This is a genomic window from Microcoleus sp. T3_D1, from assembly GCF_036700405.1.
In the GTDB taxonomy this organism is placed as follows: domain Bacteria; phylum Cyanobacteriota; class Cyanobacteriia; order Cyanobacteriales; family Microcoleaceae; genus Microcoleus.
The window spans coordinates 80607-96923 of record NZ_JAUBOV010000006.1; the positions used below are offsets into that span (position 1 = coordinate 80607).

Genomic DNA, 16317 nt, shown 5'->3' on the forward strand with positions numbered 1-16317 from the left:
CTTTTTACCACTCGTTTTCTCGGAGATTACGTACCCAGGTAGTGCTACCTAAGTCTTGACGATCTCGCCACATTCCAATAAAGGGATCGTTCATTAAATCAACATTTACTGACGAAGAGACAGGTTCATCATATATGTACTTTTGTTTTAAAAAGGCGATCAAACTTACCACTTGACTCTGTGCTTCAGCCGGCAGAGATAAAAATTCACCTAAAAACTCTTGATTTGTCATGGCTATACCTTTTAAACAGAACAAGATATCTTTGATTAAGTCTATCAATATTTTGAGATTTTGGGAACTACTCCCTTCCCGTCATGGGGTCAAAAGCAGAAATTTTCTGTCTAAAATCCCAATTTTGGGTAGTTAGGCAAAAACTTTCTCTGTTTCCATGACTATTCCTCTTCTTTCCCTTCCTCTGTGCTCTCTGTGCCCTCTGCGGTTCCTTCAATCTTTCCCGCATTAACCTCAATCTTTTGCGAGTGGCGTTCCGACGCAGCTTTTTGCAGCATTTTCAATTTTTCTGGGTCAGCATTCGATCGCCAAAATAACTTATGATCCTTAATTTTAACGCAGTTTTCCTCCAAACACTTCACCCATTCTCGATGTTTCTTAACTACACCACGATCGAGAATACCTAACTTTTCTTCTTGGCGGGTGAGTTTCGCAAACTTGTCATAATGGGGATAACTAGCAGTAACAAAAGCTTCTTTTCTCACTAAAATTGGTGGATTATACACATCAGAATAGTCTTGATAGCTCACAGAAAGATCGCGCAAATCTATGTGCATAGAAGTGTGAAGGGCTGGATGCGGGTTAGTGTCAAAATCGGGATAAAATAAATAGGAAATCTGAGGTCTGCGAGCGTAAAATTTGATGATTGTCGCGCCGTCAAGTCTGCCAATTGTGCGGTTGGCGCAGCCTTCGTAGAGCCGGAGTAAAGGGTCTAGTTCTTCTAATGCAGAGACGTGAACTGAAAGGGAACCATGCTGTTTGTAGCCGATCGCACTATCTTCGCAGCAATCCGCAACAATATCAGGTTTGCTCAGACTATATAGCATTAAATCTGCTAAAGTGCAAGCTTTTTGATAATTGTCAAACAAACCTTTGATATCATTGCGGATTTGAGCTGGGAGTCGGCGGATTGAAGGCCGATCGCCCAAACCGTTCAGAGCCAGATACACCAGCAAATCCTGGCGGCGCTTGTCGGCGATTTTCTCCCAATCATCCGCATCCGTTGCTTGCAAAATCACCCTCCAAGCGCGATTAAAACTGTGAAATTCCTCCTTAATCGCCGATTCTTCCGCTAGTTCGCCTTTAACAGGAAGGCGGCCCCGATCGCTCACAAAAGCCATCAAAGGAGCCAACATTTCCGCATAATCCTCAAACCGCTTAACTTGCGATCGCACCCTGGGAGTCGATAAGTGCGATCGAAACCGAGAAGCACGAAAACTTTCACCCTCCGCCGCATCCCGAAATACAAAATAAATCCCCAAAGCCACAGGAATTGCATCTACACTCAAAACTTGGTCGATATAAACCTTCAACTCTTCTTGTTCGTAATACTTCTGAAAAGTATTCCGAGAAGTAATCACCCCATCCCCGTAAGCAATTTGACCTTGTTGGCGATCGTCAATCAAAACCTGAGCCGCTACAACTAATAAACTCTTAGTTAATTCCCAAGCATTCAGCAAAGCTTCTCGGCGTTCCGCCAAAGATTCAATCACATTAATCACATAACCAATATTCACAATATCAGCACAAATTCGCGGAGTATCCGGCTGATAGTATGGGTCCCAACCAGAAATAGCATAACCCTCTTGTGCAATATATTTAACATCCCCGCCGTAACCGCAACCGTAATCAAAAAAAGTCGCCCCGTCCCTCACTAAATCAGCTTCTAAAACCAGACGCAGGGGTTTAGAAAGCGAATTGCGTACCATTGCAGCTTTATGTCGCTCGATTTTAGGAATTGATAGCTCACTATTCTCCTCTTTCAAACGCTCGACAACAGTATGATCTTGGATTTCTACACCGCAATATCCCAAATATTTGAGCCAACCTTCGCGAGTTCCGATAACGCTAGTATTGTCAAGCAGTCCCCACTTTTCCTCGCAGCGAGTCAGCCTCGCAAACTTTTCGTAATTGGGATAATCCGCAGCTACAAAAGTTTCCTTACGGTGCAAAACCGGGGGATTTTCGCTGTTGCTGTAATCGAAATATTTAACTTCCCCTGTTGCTAGATTAATTTGGATGCTGGTTTGCAAAGCAGGATGAGCATCTGTATCGAAATCAGGGTAAAAAAGATAAGATATTTTAGGTTGATGGAGTGAAATTTTAACTAAAGTTGCTTCATCAATATTTTCGAGAGTGCGTCTGGCACAATTTTCGTAGATTCCGATGACTGGGTTGAGTGCTTGCAAAGCCGAAACGTGAACGTAAAAAGCCGTAGGTAATTTTTTTCCCACCTTGCTTTCCCGACAGCAGCGAGCCACTTTTGCTACTAGATTGTCCACAGAAAAATTATTGATTTCATCGAGCGGGTAAGGCACAGCATTTACAGAATATTGCTCAGAAATAGCCTCTTTTTCATACAATAAAACTTCGCGAGCAAAAACCATCAAAGGCGTTAGCAGTTTTTCCTCGTTTTCTAAGGAATTGCTATTTGAAATAGTGTTTGTAATGGTATCGTAATTCATAGCTAAATTAATTATTTTTTTTAAATTAACCGCAGAGAACGCAGAGAACACAGAGTGAAGAAAGAAACAAAGAAACAAAGAAACAAAGAATTTATTTCTTAGTCCGCGTAGGCGGACTTCGTTTGTTTAGGCGCGATTTCAAGCGCCGACTAATATCGATTAATAGCGACTAACCGACTAACCAAACATTCGAGTTTCGACAAATTGTTGAACTCTGGCTAAATGATTTGACAAACTCACTAATATATTTTCAATCCCCTCAATGGTTAACAATTGGGTCGCTGGTGCTTCTGATTGGAAGCTTCGCGCTTGATGCTCCAATTGTGCGGCCAAATCCGACATCAGAGCAACTCCCACATTAGCAGAAGTTCCCTTGAGACGGTGGGCTTGATATTCCACAGCTTGCCAATCTTTAGCTTCTACGGCGATTTTGGCAGTAGCTACATCAGCTTGCGCGTCTGCCACAAAAGCTTGCAAAAGTCGCTCTGGCAATTTAATATTAACTCGTCCGAGTTGCTCCAATCTGCTCTTGTCGAACAGTCCGTCGCAGTCTGCGTGTTCCCAAGTTTGAAGTGCGATCGCCCTTGGTGCCGGCACAGCCACAACCTGCGCTTTTTCCACAACTTCTGTATAATTTGTTGCTAAGTGAGATTTATTTTCCGAGTTAATACTTTTTACTCCATACTTATTTTCACCCTGAAAATTTAGGGCTTCATACTTTTTCAGAGCCGCCGCCAAAGCATCTAAATCTACAGGTTTGCTGAGATAATCGTCCATCCCCGCCGCCAGACACTTTTCTCGTTCCCCCGGCATAGCATGAGCAGTTAAAGCCATCACAAAAGTATGCCGATCGCTTCCTTCGATTTCCCTCAATTTTTGCGCCGCTTTGTAACCGTCAAGTACCGGCATTTGACAGTCCATCAGCACTAAATCATAGCTTTTTTTTGCCAGTAAATCCAGCGCTTCTTGACCGTTGACCACGCAGTCAGCCTGATAGCCTAAAACGGCCAACTGTTCGACAATAACTTGTTGATTGATCGGGTGGTCTTCCGCCAGCAAAATTCTCAGCGATGACGGCGAATTGGGAGTAACATATTGAGAATTAACTGCTGGCAATTTGCAAGTATTAGCAGCCTCCAAACTCCCAAAATCTCCCGTTCCCTTAACCGACGCAAGCATTGCCTCAAGCAGGCGGCTTGGCCGCACAGGCTCGATCAAATACCCGTTAAAACCCCCACTGCAAAGCGATTCAGCCTTCGGCTGTTCTCGCAAAGCAGTCATGGCGATTAACGAGCCAACTGTCGAGGTCGATCGCACTTTTCTAGCAAATTCCTCCGCATCCAACTCCGGCATTTGCAAGTCCACAAGCACCACATCCCAGCTTTTTCCCCTCTCCCCCGAATTCTGAGAAATCCCGCCCCGGGCCTTGTTCAACCAAGTCAAAGCCTCAGTAGCAGTTTCTGCCTCGTCGCAGCGGGCACCCCAACTTTGAGCGAGCGATCGCACCGCTGCCCTCCTCAAAGCGCTTTCCGATACTACTAACAGCTTCTTGCCCGCAAGTTCGGGATCGTGAGGCTCAACTGGCAACTGTTTTTCCAAAGGTACAGTAAACCAAAAAGTAGCACCGCTGCCTAGCAAACTGCGAACTCCAATATCGCCTCCCATCATCTCCACTAACTGCTTACAAATAGCCAAACCCAAACCCGTCCCGCCGTAAGGCCTAGTAGGAGAATCGTCTACCTGAGAAAAAGATTGGAACAGCTTTGTTTGCCCTTGGGCCGAAATTCCAATGCCAGTATCCCGCACGGAAAATAGCAATCTTGCTTCTTGTCTACCGTCTGCCTGTCGGTTGCCCTGTTTCACAGTTACGTGAACTAGAACTTGACCGCGATCTGTAAATTTTATGGCATTACCCGTCAAATTCAGCAAAACTTGCTTCAATCTGCCCGAGTCGCCCACCAACTTTCTCGGCACTGAGCTGTCAACTAAAATATTCAATTCAATACCTTTTTCTTCTGCCAAATGCGCTATTATTTCTATCACCGACTCAACGCAACTATCCAAATCAAAATTAGACTTTTCCAGCCGCATTTCTCCAGCTTCAATTTTAGAGAAATCAAGGATATCATTAATAACACTTAGCAAATGTTCAGCACTGCGGTAAATCGTCTGAGCACAGTCCCGCTGTTTCTGTTCCAGAGGAGCGCGCAGCAGCAATTGAGCCATTGCCAAAACCCCATTCATCGGAGTGCGAATTTCGTGACTCATGTTCGCCAAGAATTGCGACTTCACCCGGCTGGCTTCTAGGGCCGTTTCCCGCGCTTCCACCAACTCATTAATCTTGTCGGCCACCATCACAATTCCCCCGACTTTCTCGTCTGGATCGTACCAAGGGTGAGCAGCCCACCGCAGGTACATAACAGAGCCGTCTGCTCGTTCCCAAGCATCTTCGCTCACAGAAACTACCTCACCTGTCAGCACTTCTTGATACATCACTTTCCAGCGATCGGGCGTATCTGGAAACAATTCGTAATGGCTGAGATTATTCAGGGACGGCAAGTCCAAATTAAATTGAGTAACCCATTTTTTAGAGTTAGCCATATAGCGCATTTCCGTATCGAACATCGCCATTGCTACAGGCACGCAATTAATAATTTGTCTCAGTTGCAGCCGTTCCCTTTCCAGAGCATCTTCCGCCTGTTTGCGCTGAGTAATGTCGCTAATCATGCCGGCCATCCGCAGCGGTTTTCCTTGGGAATTCCGCTGAGCTTTTCCCTGAGAAGTGCAGTAGCGGTAAACACCGTTCGAGTGTAGCAGCCGGAATTCTACATTATAGTCTATTTCTTGTTCCAAGTGAGCGGCGATCGCCGCGACGATTCCCTCCTTGTCATCGGGGTGCAGGCGGTTGTATAGAGCTTCCATAGTCCTGCCAAATTGCTTTCGCGACAAACCGATAATTTCCAAAAGGCGATCGTTCCAATAAACCTCATTTTTACTTAAATCCCAATCCCAAATTCCGTCGTTCACTCCCTCTAAAACTAACCTGTACCGTTCCTCACTTTCCTTAAGTTTTTGACTGGCCTCAAACGCCTTAGATTCGGCGCGGTAAACGCGAATGGCATTGTACAAACTGCGAGACAAACTATCGGGAGAAAGCTTATTTTTAGCGATATAATCAGAAGCTCCCGCCTTCATCAATTCCACAGCAATTTGTTCGTCGCCTTGACCGGTGAGCACAATTAAGGGAACTTTAAGCCCCGCTTCTCGTAGATTTTTTACCAAACTCAGCCCGTCTCCGTCGGGCAATCCGTAGTCGAGCAATACGCAGTCAAATTTGCACTCAAATATTTGATTTAATAGCAGCCCCTTTTCTGTCTCTTCAACCTCGCTTAAAGGTTGAGATTTATTTTGTTGGGAGAGTTTCGCGGTAGCCTGAGTAGAAGTTTTGCTGACCGAGAGTTGTGCCAGCGCATCCGCGCAGTCTTCTGCTTCAGTAACTTCTGCCGAAACACCAGCGGACTTGAGCGATCGTTTGATCGCCATTCGATCGACTGCATCGTCATCAACTATCAGAATTGTGAGAATTTTGTCCATAAAAACCGAATTGTGGATTACTCCGAAAAAGCTGCTGTCGGGAAAAAGGAATTAAAACAACTGCATCGCTAAAAAATCACAAACCCCCTTGAAAAATTTTTTTATTAAATTTTCCCGAGTTTAGGGAATTTCGCTCAGCATCCAGTATCTGTTTAGGGTAGCCATAACTTCCACGAAGTTAGAAAAAGTGACAGGTTTAAGAATATAGCCCGCTACATTCAAATTATAAGCTTTTACTTTATCTCTATCTTCATTAGAAGTTGTGAGGACGATTACCGGAATCGACCTCAAACATTCATCCAGTCGCAATTCTTGCAAAAACTCGATCCCGCTCATTCTCGGCATATTCAAGTCCAGCAAAATCAACCGGCGCGCTTGAGGCATTGGAGGCTCTATTTTTCCTTCTCCACGTAATATTGCCAGAGCTTCTAATCCATTGGCAGCAATGTAGAGGGGGTTGACGATGTTATTTTTTTTGAACGCTCGCCGGACGTTCATCACATCAACCTCATCATCTTCTACCAAGAGAATATGAATTTTTTTGTCTTGCATAAATCAGCCATTTTATAGATGTTTTTTAAGCGCCAGTCTCCTTGGGGAGGTTTATTCAGCACGGATCGCGAACCCAGCAGGTTTAATCTCTATTGTCCTTTTTGACAACTCCTCGGCCTGAAGGCACGAGGATTCTTGGTTCATTGGGACTACTCATGTAGCTTCCCCTCCCCAAAATTCACGCTCGTTTTGCCCAACCGCTGTATATCCACGCTGCAACACCACTTGCGCGGCTGCAACATCTCGATTCGTTTCATAGCCACAGGTTTGACATTTATGTACCCGTTCGGATAGTTCTTTTTTGCCTGTATGGGTTTGACATCTTGGACAAGTTTGACTTGTTCCGTTCGGGTTTACAGACGCGAAGTACGCACCTCGCTTAAAGCAAACATGGCTCAAGATATTCAAGAACTGACCAAACCCTGCATCAAGCGTGTGCTTGCTCAGCATTCCGGCTGACATTGCTTTGAGGTTCAAATCCTCAGCAAATACTATGTGGGCTGCGTCGCATAAATGATGTGCGGTCTTGAAATGAAAGTATGAGCGACTGTTCGAGATGTATTCGTGGTGCTTCGCTATTTGGTGATGAATTTGACGAAACTTTCTAGAGCCTTTTTTCTTGCGCTTGAGTTGACGTTGCAGCAATTTCAGCTTGCGTTGTCCATCCACAAAAAATTTAGGTCTATCAATCAATTCACCATCAGAAGTTGCCAAAAAATGTTTTAACCCTAAATCAATCCCTAATCCATGTCCTGAAGGTGAGGCTTGAGGCACTTGGATATCACATTGCAAAGTGAGCATGGCATAGTAACCAGAAGCCCTCTTAACAACGCGAATTTGCTTGACATCAAACCCTTGAGGGATTGGACGTGACAGGTGCATTTTTACGGGACCAATCTTGGGCAGGTTGACCCAATCGGCATCATCAAACCGTTTAACTGATTCTAGATTCAACTGAGGGAACACAAATGAGCGCATCCGCTTTTTGAATCTAGGAAAACCGTGTCCTCGTTCCCACATCGCCACAAACGCTGCCTCTAGTTGGCGCAACGCCTGCTGCAAGACATGGGTGTGAGGCAGTTTCAACTCAGGAATTAACTTCTTTGCTTTTGCCAATGATTTGCATTGGCCCGCAAAGGTTGGACGCGGTGCATCAGCAGGGATCATGTATTCCTGCTTCATGCTGCACGAGTTGATATCACACTTACGAGAATTAACCCAATCTTTTCGTTCTCGCAATGCAAAGTTGTAGACCTTGCGGCAAATATTGAGCCACTGGTCGAAAGTCTGGCGTTGCGTATCGGTAGGAATGAGCTTGTACTCGTAGGTTAGATTTAACATACAGCCATTGTAGAGCCGACCTGAATAAATGCAGTGCTGTTTAATGCAAAAACCTCGCTGAGAGATTCCGAGCCGAAAGTCCCCCTAGAAGGGGGAGGCTTGTATCCCATTTTTTTGGTCAAGAATCATTTATTCCGGGGCCGATGACGGTATCTACCGGCAGGTGTACTCGCCCCTCATGCTCTCAGGGGCACAGCCGAGATCCAAAAACTCGCCAATAACACCCGATCGAGCTACGGTAAAATCTAAAACTCATCTACATTCATTATTAATCGCCATGTCAGCCGATCGCAAACTCTACGAAGGCAAAGCCAAAATCCTCTACTCCACCGAAGACAGCGAAATTTTGCTGACCCACTTCAAAGACGACGCCACAGCCTTTAACGCCCAGAAACGCGGCAGCATCGTCGGCAAAGGCGAAATCAACTGCGCCGTATCCGCCCACCTGTTTCGGATGCTAGAAGCCAAAGGGATTCCCACCCACTTCATCGACACGCCGGCCCCCAACCAAATGCGAGTCTGTCGCGTCCAAATCTTGCCATTGGAAGTCGTAGTTAGAAACATTGCCGCCGGCAGTCTTTGCAAGCAAACCGGTCTCGCCCTCGGCACAATTGTCAATCCGCCGCTGGTGGAGTTTTATTACAAAAACGACGATTTGGGAGACCCGCTGCTGACCCGCGACAGGCTCCAGTTAATGCAGCTAGCCACCCCCGAACAAGTAGACCAACTAGAAATAGCCGCCCGCGAAATTAACGAAATACTCAAAGAATTTTTCACCGAGTGCGGCATCACCCTAGTAGACTTCAAACTAGAATTCGGTATCGACCAACATCAAAATCTGCTCCTCGCCGACGAAATCAGTCCCGACACCTGCCGCCTGTGGGACAACGCAGAAACCGACCCCGACGCCCGTGTTATGGACAAAGACCGATTCCGCCGCGACTTGGGATCGGTGGAAACCGCTTACCAGCAAGTTCTCCAACGGGTTCTAGCTCAGAAAGTCTAGAGGCTTTAACAATGCGCTACAATTGCACAGTTTGTCACCCTTGTGCCTTTGATGTCAGCAATCAGCGGTCAACAGTCATCAATTAGCGGTCAGCGCGAAATTCCACCGACTTATATAACTAATGACTAATGACTAATGAATAATGACTAATGTGGTGTGTGAATTGCCCAAAAAAGTGAACAAAAATGCGTTTATCTGCTGTATTGGTGGCAGTTTTTACTGCCTCAGCAACATTCGGGTTATCAAATTCTGCAAACGGCCAAACATCCTACTCTGAATCTGCAGAGGAAGCTTTGGCTGCCGCCCGGCCCGCCCCGTCGATCGAATTACCCGATCGCCCCATTCCAGAATTAACCCAAAACCCTCCTCAAGACCGCAAAGCCGCTAAAACTAGCACAGGGGAAGCCCTAACAATAGCTGAGGCCCCTGCCAGAGGACAAGGCGAGGAACCCCCAAACCTAGTCACAGACCCGCCCTCCCCGGTTTCACCTCCGCTCCTTCAACTCCAACCCCAGCTAGCATCCAACCCCTCCCCCGCCTCTAGCACCCAAAACGCCCTGCCAGAGGCGCAACAGGACAGCTCGCTCCCCCCATCGGAAGCGGCTGTAACGCCCGCCTGGATCGCAGCAGAGCTAGGGAAACCAGAGGAATCAGGGGCGATCGATCAAAACGCCCAAGTTACCCCCAGGCCGACCCCGACCAGGCCGAACCCGACCAGACCGGCCCCGACCAGACCGCCGGCTAACACCGTTCCCCCATTGCCCCCTGGCCCAGCACCGCGGCCCAGACAAACGCCCGCACCCGCCGGGGCGGCAGAACCGCAAGTGCTAGTTGCAGAAGTTACAGTCACCGGGGCGACGGAAGACTTGGAAAGCGAAATTTACCGAGTCATCAGCACCCAACCGGGACGCACGACCAACCGCAGCCAACTGCAACAAGACATCAACGCCATTTTTGCCACGGGCTTTTTTAGAAACGTGCGGGCAGTACCGGAAGACACCCCGTTGGGCGTCCGGGTGACTTTTATTGTGCAGCCAAATCCGGTATTGCGGGGAGTGACAATCACCGGTCAGCAAGTGCTGCCCCAAAGCGTAATTGACGAAAGCTTCCGCGATCAATACGGCAAAATTCTCAACCTCCGCCGCTTTGAAGAGGGAGTGAAAAAAATTAATGCGTGGTATCAAGAGAACGGCTATGTTTTGGGGCAAATCACTGATGCCCCGCAAGTAGCAGACGACGGCACTGTTACCCTGGTAGTGGCAGAAGGCCAGATCGAATCCGTTGATGTCCGCTTCCTGAACAAGGAGGGAGAGGCAACAGATGCCACGGGTCAGCCCATCGGAGGCAACACCCGCCGGTTTGTCATCACCCGCGAAGTAGAACTCAAGCCCGGAGACATCTTTAACCGCACCAAGGCGGAAAGGGATTTGAGACGGGTGTTTGGTTTGGGAATTTTTGAAGACGTGCGACTTGCCTTGGAACCGGGAACGACTGACCCCCGCAAGGCAAGGGTAATTGTCAACGTCATTGAGAAAAATACCGGTTCTCTAGCCGCGGGTGCGGGTTTGAGTTCCGCGACGGGTTTGTTCGGTACGGTGAGTTACCAGCAGCAAAACTTGGGCGGTAGGAACCAGAAGTTGGGCGCTGAGGTGCAAATCGGGGAACGCCAAAATCTGTTTGACGTGAGTTTTACAGATCCCTGGATTGCGGGCGATCCTTACCGGACTTCTTATACGATTAATGCGTTTAGAAGACGATCGATCAGCGTGATTTTTGACGGCGGCGAACGGGAAGTCAGATTGCCCAACGAGGATCGACCCCGCATCAATCGCACCGGGGCCGGCATCAATTTCACCCGTCCCCTGTCGGCCAATCCTTTTGCGGATGCTGAGTGGACTGCTTCAGTCGGCTTGCAGTACCAGCGAGTCTCAATTACCGATCGCAAAGGCAGGCGCGAATCCGAGGACGAACTCGGCAACCTGTTAAGTTTTAGCAATTCTGGCTCAGATGACTTGACAACTTTGCAAGCAGGTGCGGTGCGCGATCGGCGCAACGACCCCCTCCGCCCCACTAGCGGTTCCCTGCTCAGATTTGGGATGGAACAATCGATTCCTGTAGGTTCCGGCAGCATCCTCTTAAACCGCCTGCGGGCCAGCTACAGCTTGTACCTACCAGTCAAGTACACTAACTTTACCGCCGGCCCTCAAACCCTGGCATTCAGTCTTAGGGGCGGCACCGTATTCGGAGATTTGCCTCCCTACGAAGCCTTTGCCTTGGGCGGCGCCAACTCGGTACGCGGTTACGCCGAAGGCGACCTCGGAGCCGGTCGCAGTTTCCTAGAAGCCAGCGTTGAGTACCGTTTCCCGATTATTTCGTTTATCGGCGGAGCGCTATTTTTGGATGCTGGCACTGACTTGGGCACGGGCAAAGATGTCCCAGGCGACCCGGCAGGTATCCGCGAAAAGCCCGGTAGCGGTTACGGTTACGGCCTCGGCGTGCGGGTTCAATCTCCTTTAGGGCCGATCCGGATCGATTACGGTATCAACGACACTGGCGACAATCAAATTCACTTTGGGATTGGTGAGCGATTCTAAGTTGGCAGTTGGCAGTTGGCAGTTGACAGTTGGCAGTTGGCAGTTGGCAGTTGACAGTTGACAGTTGACAGTTGACAGTTGGCAGTTGGCAGTTGACTACTAACTACTGACTACTAACTACTGACTACTAACTAATGACTAATGACTACTAACTAATGACTAATGACTAATGACTAATGACTATTGAACGTACCTTAAAATCTGAATTTGAACTGTCGGGAATTGGTTTGCACAGCGGCGAACAAACTCGCGTCCGAGTTTTGCCAGCAGAGGTTGGGGAAGGCCGCTATTTTGTCAGAATTGACTTGCCTGGTGCTCCGAGAATTCCTGCCAAAATTGAGGCGGTTTGCCAGACTGCACTTTCCACTGAACTGGCAGCTATCGATGCTCAAATTCGCACTGTAGAGCATTTATTAGCCGCTTTGGCGGGGATGGGAGCGGATAATGCTCGAATAGAGGTTGAGGGGCCGGAAGTGCCGCTGCTGGACGGTTCGGCTCTGGTTTGGGTAGAGGCGATCGCCCATACCGGCTTAGTTCCTCAAGAATCGAAGCAAGCCCCCACTTCCTCCGCCGTCCTAGAACAGCCAATTTGGGTGCGCCACGGGGATGCTTTTGCAGCGGCTTTACCCTCAGCCGAAACTCGATTTAGTTACGGAATTGATTTTGAGGAACAGGCGATCGGCAATCAATGGTACAGTTGGTCGCCAGAGGCAGAAAGTTTTGCTAGCGCGATCGCCCCAGCCCGCACTTTTGGACTTGCTCGCCAAGTTGATCAATTGCGACAAGCAGGTTTGATCAAAGGTGGTACCCTAGAGAACGCCCTAGTTTGCGATCGATCCGGCTGGCTCAACCCGCCCTTGAGATTTGTCAACGAACCGGTGCGCCATAAAATCTTAGACTTAGTAGGCGACCTCAGTCTGCTAGGAACTTGGCCAAAAGCTCACTACTTGGCTTACAAAGCCAGTCACAACCTGCACGTCCAACTCGCCCAAGCCCTGAAATCGGAAGCTCTAGCTACCCTAGATAAAAGTTAGGAAAAAACAGGTGATCTGTTAAGATTGCATCTTCCTTCTTCCTTCTGCCTTCTGCAATACCACACTCAAAAGTCTTCAAGTAATGTCTACGCTGACTGAAGTTAACACCCCCAATACTGCTAATTCTGAATCCGTTCCCACCGAAAACGGTGAGGATTCTCCAGCGGTTAAATCTACTTTTACTCTCGAAGAAATTCATAAATTATTGCCTCATCGCTATCCTTTTGCACTGGTTGACAAGATTGTTGATTACGTGCCGTCCGAGAAGGCTGTAGGAATTAAAAATGTGACTTTCAACGAACCGCATTTTCAAGGGCATTTTCCCGGACGGCCAATTATGCCTGGAGTATTAATTGTCGAAGCGATGGCTCAAGTTGGCGGTATTGTTCTGGCTCAGTTACCCGACATCAAGCAAGGATTGTGGATGTTTACCGGAATTGATGAAGTCAAGTTCCGTCGTCAGGTTGTACCGGGCGATCAGTTGCTGATGACGGTAGAATTGCTGTGGGTAAAACGCCGTCGCTTCGCAAAAATGCAGGCTCTGGCTGAAGTAGACGGACAAAAAGTTTGTGAAGGAGAATTGACGTTTTCGATGGTAGATTAAGTTGGTGATTGGTGATTGGTGATTGGTGATTGGTGATTGGTTATGTGTTATTTGGGAATTTCTCTATATTCCTGATAACCAATGACAATTGACAATTGACAATTGACTACTGATACTAAATCCTGGTTTGTTACTCCTTGATGATTCGGCGATTGAAATCGCTACTACACAAACGAAGTCCGCCGCGGACTAAGAAATAAACGGGGTATTTAAGCTTGATTTTGTATGAAAAATGAAAACTGAAAACTGAAAACTGACTAATAAAAAATGCTTACTTTGATTCACCCAACTGCTGTGATTCATCCCCGCGCTGAACTTCACCCGACTGTAGAAGTGGGAGCTTATGCTGTAATTGGGGAAAGAGTGAAAATAGGGCCGGAGACTAAGATTGGCGCTCATGCAATTATCGACGGGCTAACAGAAATAGGCGCTCGCAATCAAATTTTCCCCGGTGCGGCGATTGGTTTGGAACCTCAAGATTTGAAATATGAGGGTTCTCTGACTAGGGTGAAAATTGGCGACAACAATCTGATTCGGGAATACGTGACAATTAACCGCGCTACTGGAGCCGGGGAAAGCACGACTATTGGCAATCATAATCTATTGATGGCTTATGTTCATGTGGGACACAATTGCGCGATCGCCGATCGAGTAATTATCGCCAATGCTGTAGCCTTAGCCGGACACGTTAAAATCGAGTCTCAAGCCCGATTGAGCGGTGTTTTGGGGGTTCACCAGTTTGTCCACATCGGCCGCTTGTCTATGGTGGGCGGCTTGAGCAGGATCGATCGAGACGTACCTCCTTATATGCTAGTCGAGGGGAATCCTTCGAGAGTGCGAGCAATCAACAAAATAGGCCTCGAACGCGCCGGTTTTACTGCAGAAGATTTGCTAGTTTTGAAGAAAACTTTTCGTATTCTCTACCATTCTGGCTACACTCTAAATCAAGCTTTGGAACAGTTGGATTTGTTGCCAGAAAACCCCCATTTGCAGCACCTGCGGAGATTTATGCAGCAGTCTATAACCAAAGGGCGGCGCGGTTTGATTCCTGGCAAAAAGTAAATGAGGTAGAATAAACCTATGAACTAAGCGACTGTTGCCCTATGAATGTATATACTTCAGTCAAATCTACATCCCCTGAAACAGAACAAGATGGCTGCATCAGGTTCTCAGATGTTAGTTGGGAGCAATTTGAAGCTATAGAAGCAGCTTTTAAAGATTTCAGAGGTGTGAAATTTTTCTATCTCGATAAAATACTGCAAATTATGACTGTCTCGCCCGAACACGAAATAATCAAGAAAACTCTCTGTATGCTGCTAGAGGCATATATGAGAGCAAATGGGATTAGATTTTACGGCAAGGGCGGCCCGACTCTAGGTAACAGAGAATTAGGCGGTAGAAAAGAGCCGGATGATTCCTATGATATAGGAACCCAAAAAATAGTCCCAGATATTGCTATTGAAGTCGTAATTACCAGTGGCGGGATAAATACTCTAGAGTTCTACAAAAGATTGGGCGTTCGGGAAGTCTGGTTTTGGCAAAATAGTCAGTTATCTCTCTATTACTTAACAGGTGAAAATTCTGAGCAGATTGCCAGGAGTACATTCCTTCCCGATCTGGACTTAGAATTACTGGTACGCTGTGCTAATATGCCCGATCAATATGATGCTGTTACCGAGTTATTAGCAAACATCTCATCTGTATAAAGTCCCAATATGAAAATTTTTATTAGCACTGGTGAGGTTTCGGGCGATTTGCAAGGATCTTTGTTAGTTGCAGCCTTAAAACGTCACGCTGTCGCGGCCGGTTTGGAGTTAGAAATAACAGGATTGGGCGGCCCTCGTATGGCGGAAGCGGGTGCTACTATTTTAGGCGATACTGTGGGCATTGGTTCTATGGGCCTTATAGAATCAGTGCCGTATATTTGGCCCACGATTAAAGTTCAGCAAAAAGCTAAACAATATCTCAAAAACTTCCGCCCCGATGCTGTTGTATTGATTGATTATTTGACTCCAAATCTCGGTATTGGCAGCTATATCCGCCGCTATTTGCCTGATCTGCCGGTGGTTTGGTACATCGCACCTCAAGAATGGGTTTGGTCGATTTCTCCTCGCAATACTGATCTGATTGTCAATATTTGCGACCAACTTTTGGCAATTTTCCCAGAGGAAGCTTGTTATTATCAAAAAAAAGGAGCCGAAGTGAGTTGGGTTGGTCATCCTTTGGTGGATAGAATGCAATCTGCGCCCAGCCGGGAAGTTGCCCGCAAAACTTTGGGAATTGGGCCGGAACAGGTGTCGATCGCCCTAATTCCCGCTTCCAGACACCAAGAACTCAAGTACCTGATGCCGGTTATATTTGAGGCAGCTCAAATTATTCAAGCTAAATTGCCGGAAGTTCATTTTTGGATTCCGCTGGCTAACAAAGCTTTTCGCAGCAAAATCGAACAGGCGATCGAGAATTACGGTTTGCGGGCTACTTTGTTAGAAAATCAAACTCTGGAAATCTTGGCTGCGGCCGATCTGGCGATCGCTAAATCTGGTACTGTTAATCTGGAGCTAGCTTTACTCGACGTTCCCCAAGTTGTCGCCTACCGCGTCAGTCCGATTACGGCGGTTATTGCTCGCCACGTGCTGAAATTTTCGATTCCTTTTATGTCTCCGCCCAATTTGGTGCAAATGAAGCCGATCGTCCCGGAGTTGCTGCAAGACGAGGCGACTGCGGAAAATATAGTGAATCACGCACTGGAATTGCTGCAAAATGCCGATCGACGCCAGCAAACTTTGGCAGGTTATCGGGAAATGCGGGAAAGTCTCGGAGATGTGGGTGTGTGCGATCGGGCGGCTGCGGAAATAATGAAAAATGTTAAATTAAATACAGCAAATTAAAGCAACT

Annotated in this window: 12 protein-coding genes; 7 read left to right on the forward strand and 5 right to left on the reverse strand. The window is 47.3% G+C overall.

What is annotated here, in order from left to right:
* Positions 1-4: 4 nt before the first annotated feature.
* The 5 genes from QT992_RS04940 to QT992_RS04960 form a co-directional block, all read right to left on the reverse strand.
* On the reverse strand, positions 5-232 hold the full coding sequence (locus tag QT992_RS04940) for a hypothetical protein (RefSeq protein ID WP_333142049.1): 228 nt from the start codon (positions 230-232) through the stop codon (positions 5-7).
* Positions 233-393: 161 nt separating this feature from the next.
* Positions 394-2697: a DNA phosphorothioation-associated putative methyltransferase gene (locus QT992_RS04945; RefSeq protein ID WP_333337103.1), complete on the reverse strand. Its 2304-nt coding sequence runs from the start codon at positions 2695-2697 to the stop codon at positions 394-396.
* 177 nt (positions 2698-2874) lie between these two features.
* Positions 2875-6291, reverse strand: coding sequence for a response regulator (locus QT992_RS04950; RefSeq protein ID WP_333337105.1), 3417 nt, complete (start codon positions 6289-6291; stop codon positions 2875-2877).
* 120 nt (positions 6292-6411) lie between these two features.
* A complete protein-coding gene (locus QT992_RS04955) occupies positions 6412-6843 on the reverse strand; it encodes a response regulator (RefSeq protein ID WP_333159462.1) in 432 nt (143 codons plus the stop codon).
* A 153-nt stretch (positions 6844-6996) separates the two neighbouring features.
* Positions 6997-8184: a transposase gene (locus QT992_RS04960; RefSeq protein WP_333337107.1), complete on the reverse strand. Its 1188-nt coding sequence runs from the start codon at positions 8182-8184 to the stop codon at positions 6997-6999.
* A 277-nt stretch (positions 8185-8461) separates the two neighbouring features.
* Here QT992_RS04960 and purC point away from each other — a divergent pair, with 277 nt between their 5' ends.
* From purC to lpxB, 7 genes are all read left to right on the forward strand, one after another.
* Positions 8462-9190 carry a phosphoribosylaminoimidazolesuccinocarboxamide synthase gene (purC, locus tag QT992_RS04965; protein WP_333142053.1) on the forward strand — a complete coding sequence of 243 codons (729 nt, stop codon included), beginning with the start codon at positions 8462-8464 and terminating at the stop codon, positions 9188-9190.
* A gap of 185 nt (positions 9191-9375) precedes the next feature.
* Entirely contained in the window at positions 9376-11784 is a 2409-nt protein-coding gene (locus QT992_RS04970) for a BamA/TamA family outer membrane protein (RefSeq protein WP_333337109.1), read from the forward strand.
* A 176-nt stretch (positions 11785-11960) separates the two neighbouring features.
* Positions 11961-12818, forward strand: a complete 858-nt coding sequence (gene lpxC / locus QT992_RS04975; protein WP_333337110.1) for a UDP-3-O-acyl-N-acetylglucosamine deacetylase — start codon at positions 11961-11963, stop codon at positions 12816-12818.
* Between the two features lie 82 nt (positions 12819-12900).
* Positions 12901-13422, forward strand: a complete 522-nt coding sequence (gene fabZ / locus QT992_RS04980; protein ID WP_333315787.1) for a 3-hydroxyacyl-ACP dehydratase FabZ — start codon at positions 12901-12903, stop codon at positions 13420-13422.
* 267 nt (positions 13423-13689) lie between these two features.
* Positions 13690-14484: an acyl-ACP--UDP-N-acetylglucosamine O-acyltransferase gene (lpxA, locus tag QT992_RS04985; RefSeq protein ID WP_333337112.1), complete on the forward strand. Its 795-nt coding sequence runs from the start codon at positions 13690-13692 to the stop codon at positions 14482-14484.
* A 41-nt stretch (positions 14485-14525) separates the two neighbouring features.
* Positions 14526-15128, forward strand: coding sequence for a Uma2 family endonuclease (locus QT992_RS04990; RefSeq protein WP_333376645.1), 603 nt, complete (start codon positions 14526-14528; stop codon positions 15126-15128).
* Positions 15129-15137: 9 nt separating this feature from the next.
* A complete protein-coding gene (gene lpxB / locus QT992_RS04995) occupies positions 15138-16310 on the forward strand; it encodes a lipid-A-disaccharide synthase (protein WP_333337116.1) in 1173 nt (390 codons plus the stop codon).
* Positions 16311-16317 lie beyond the last annotated feature (7 nt).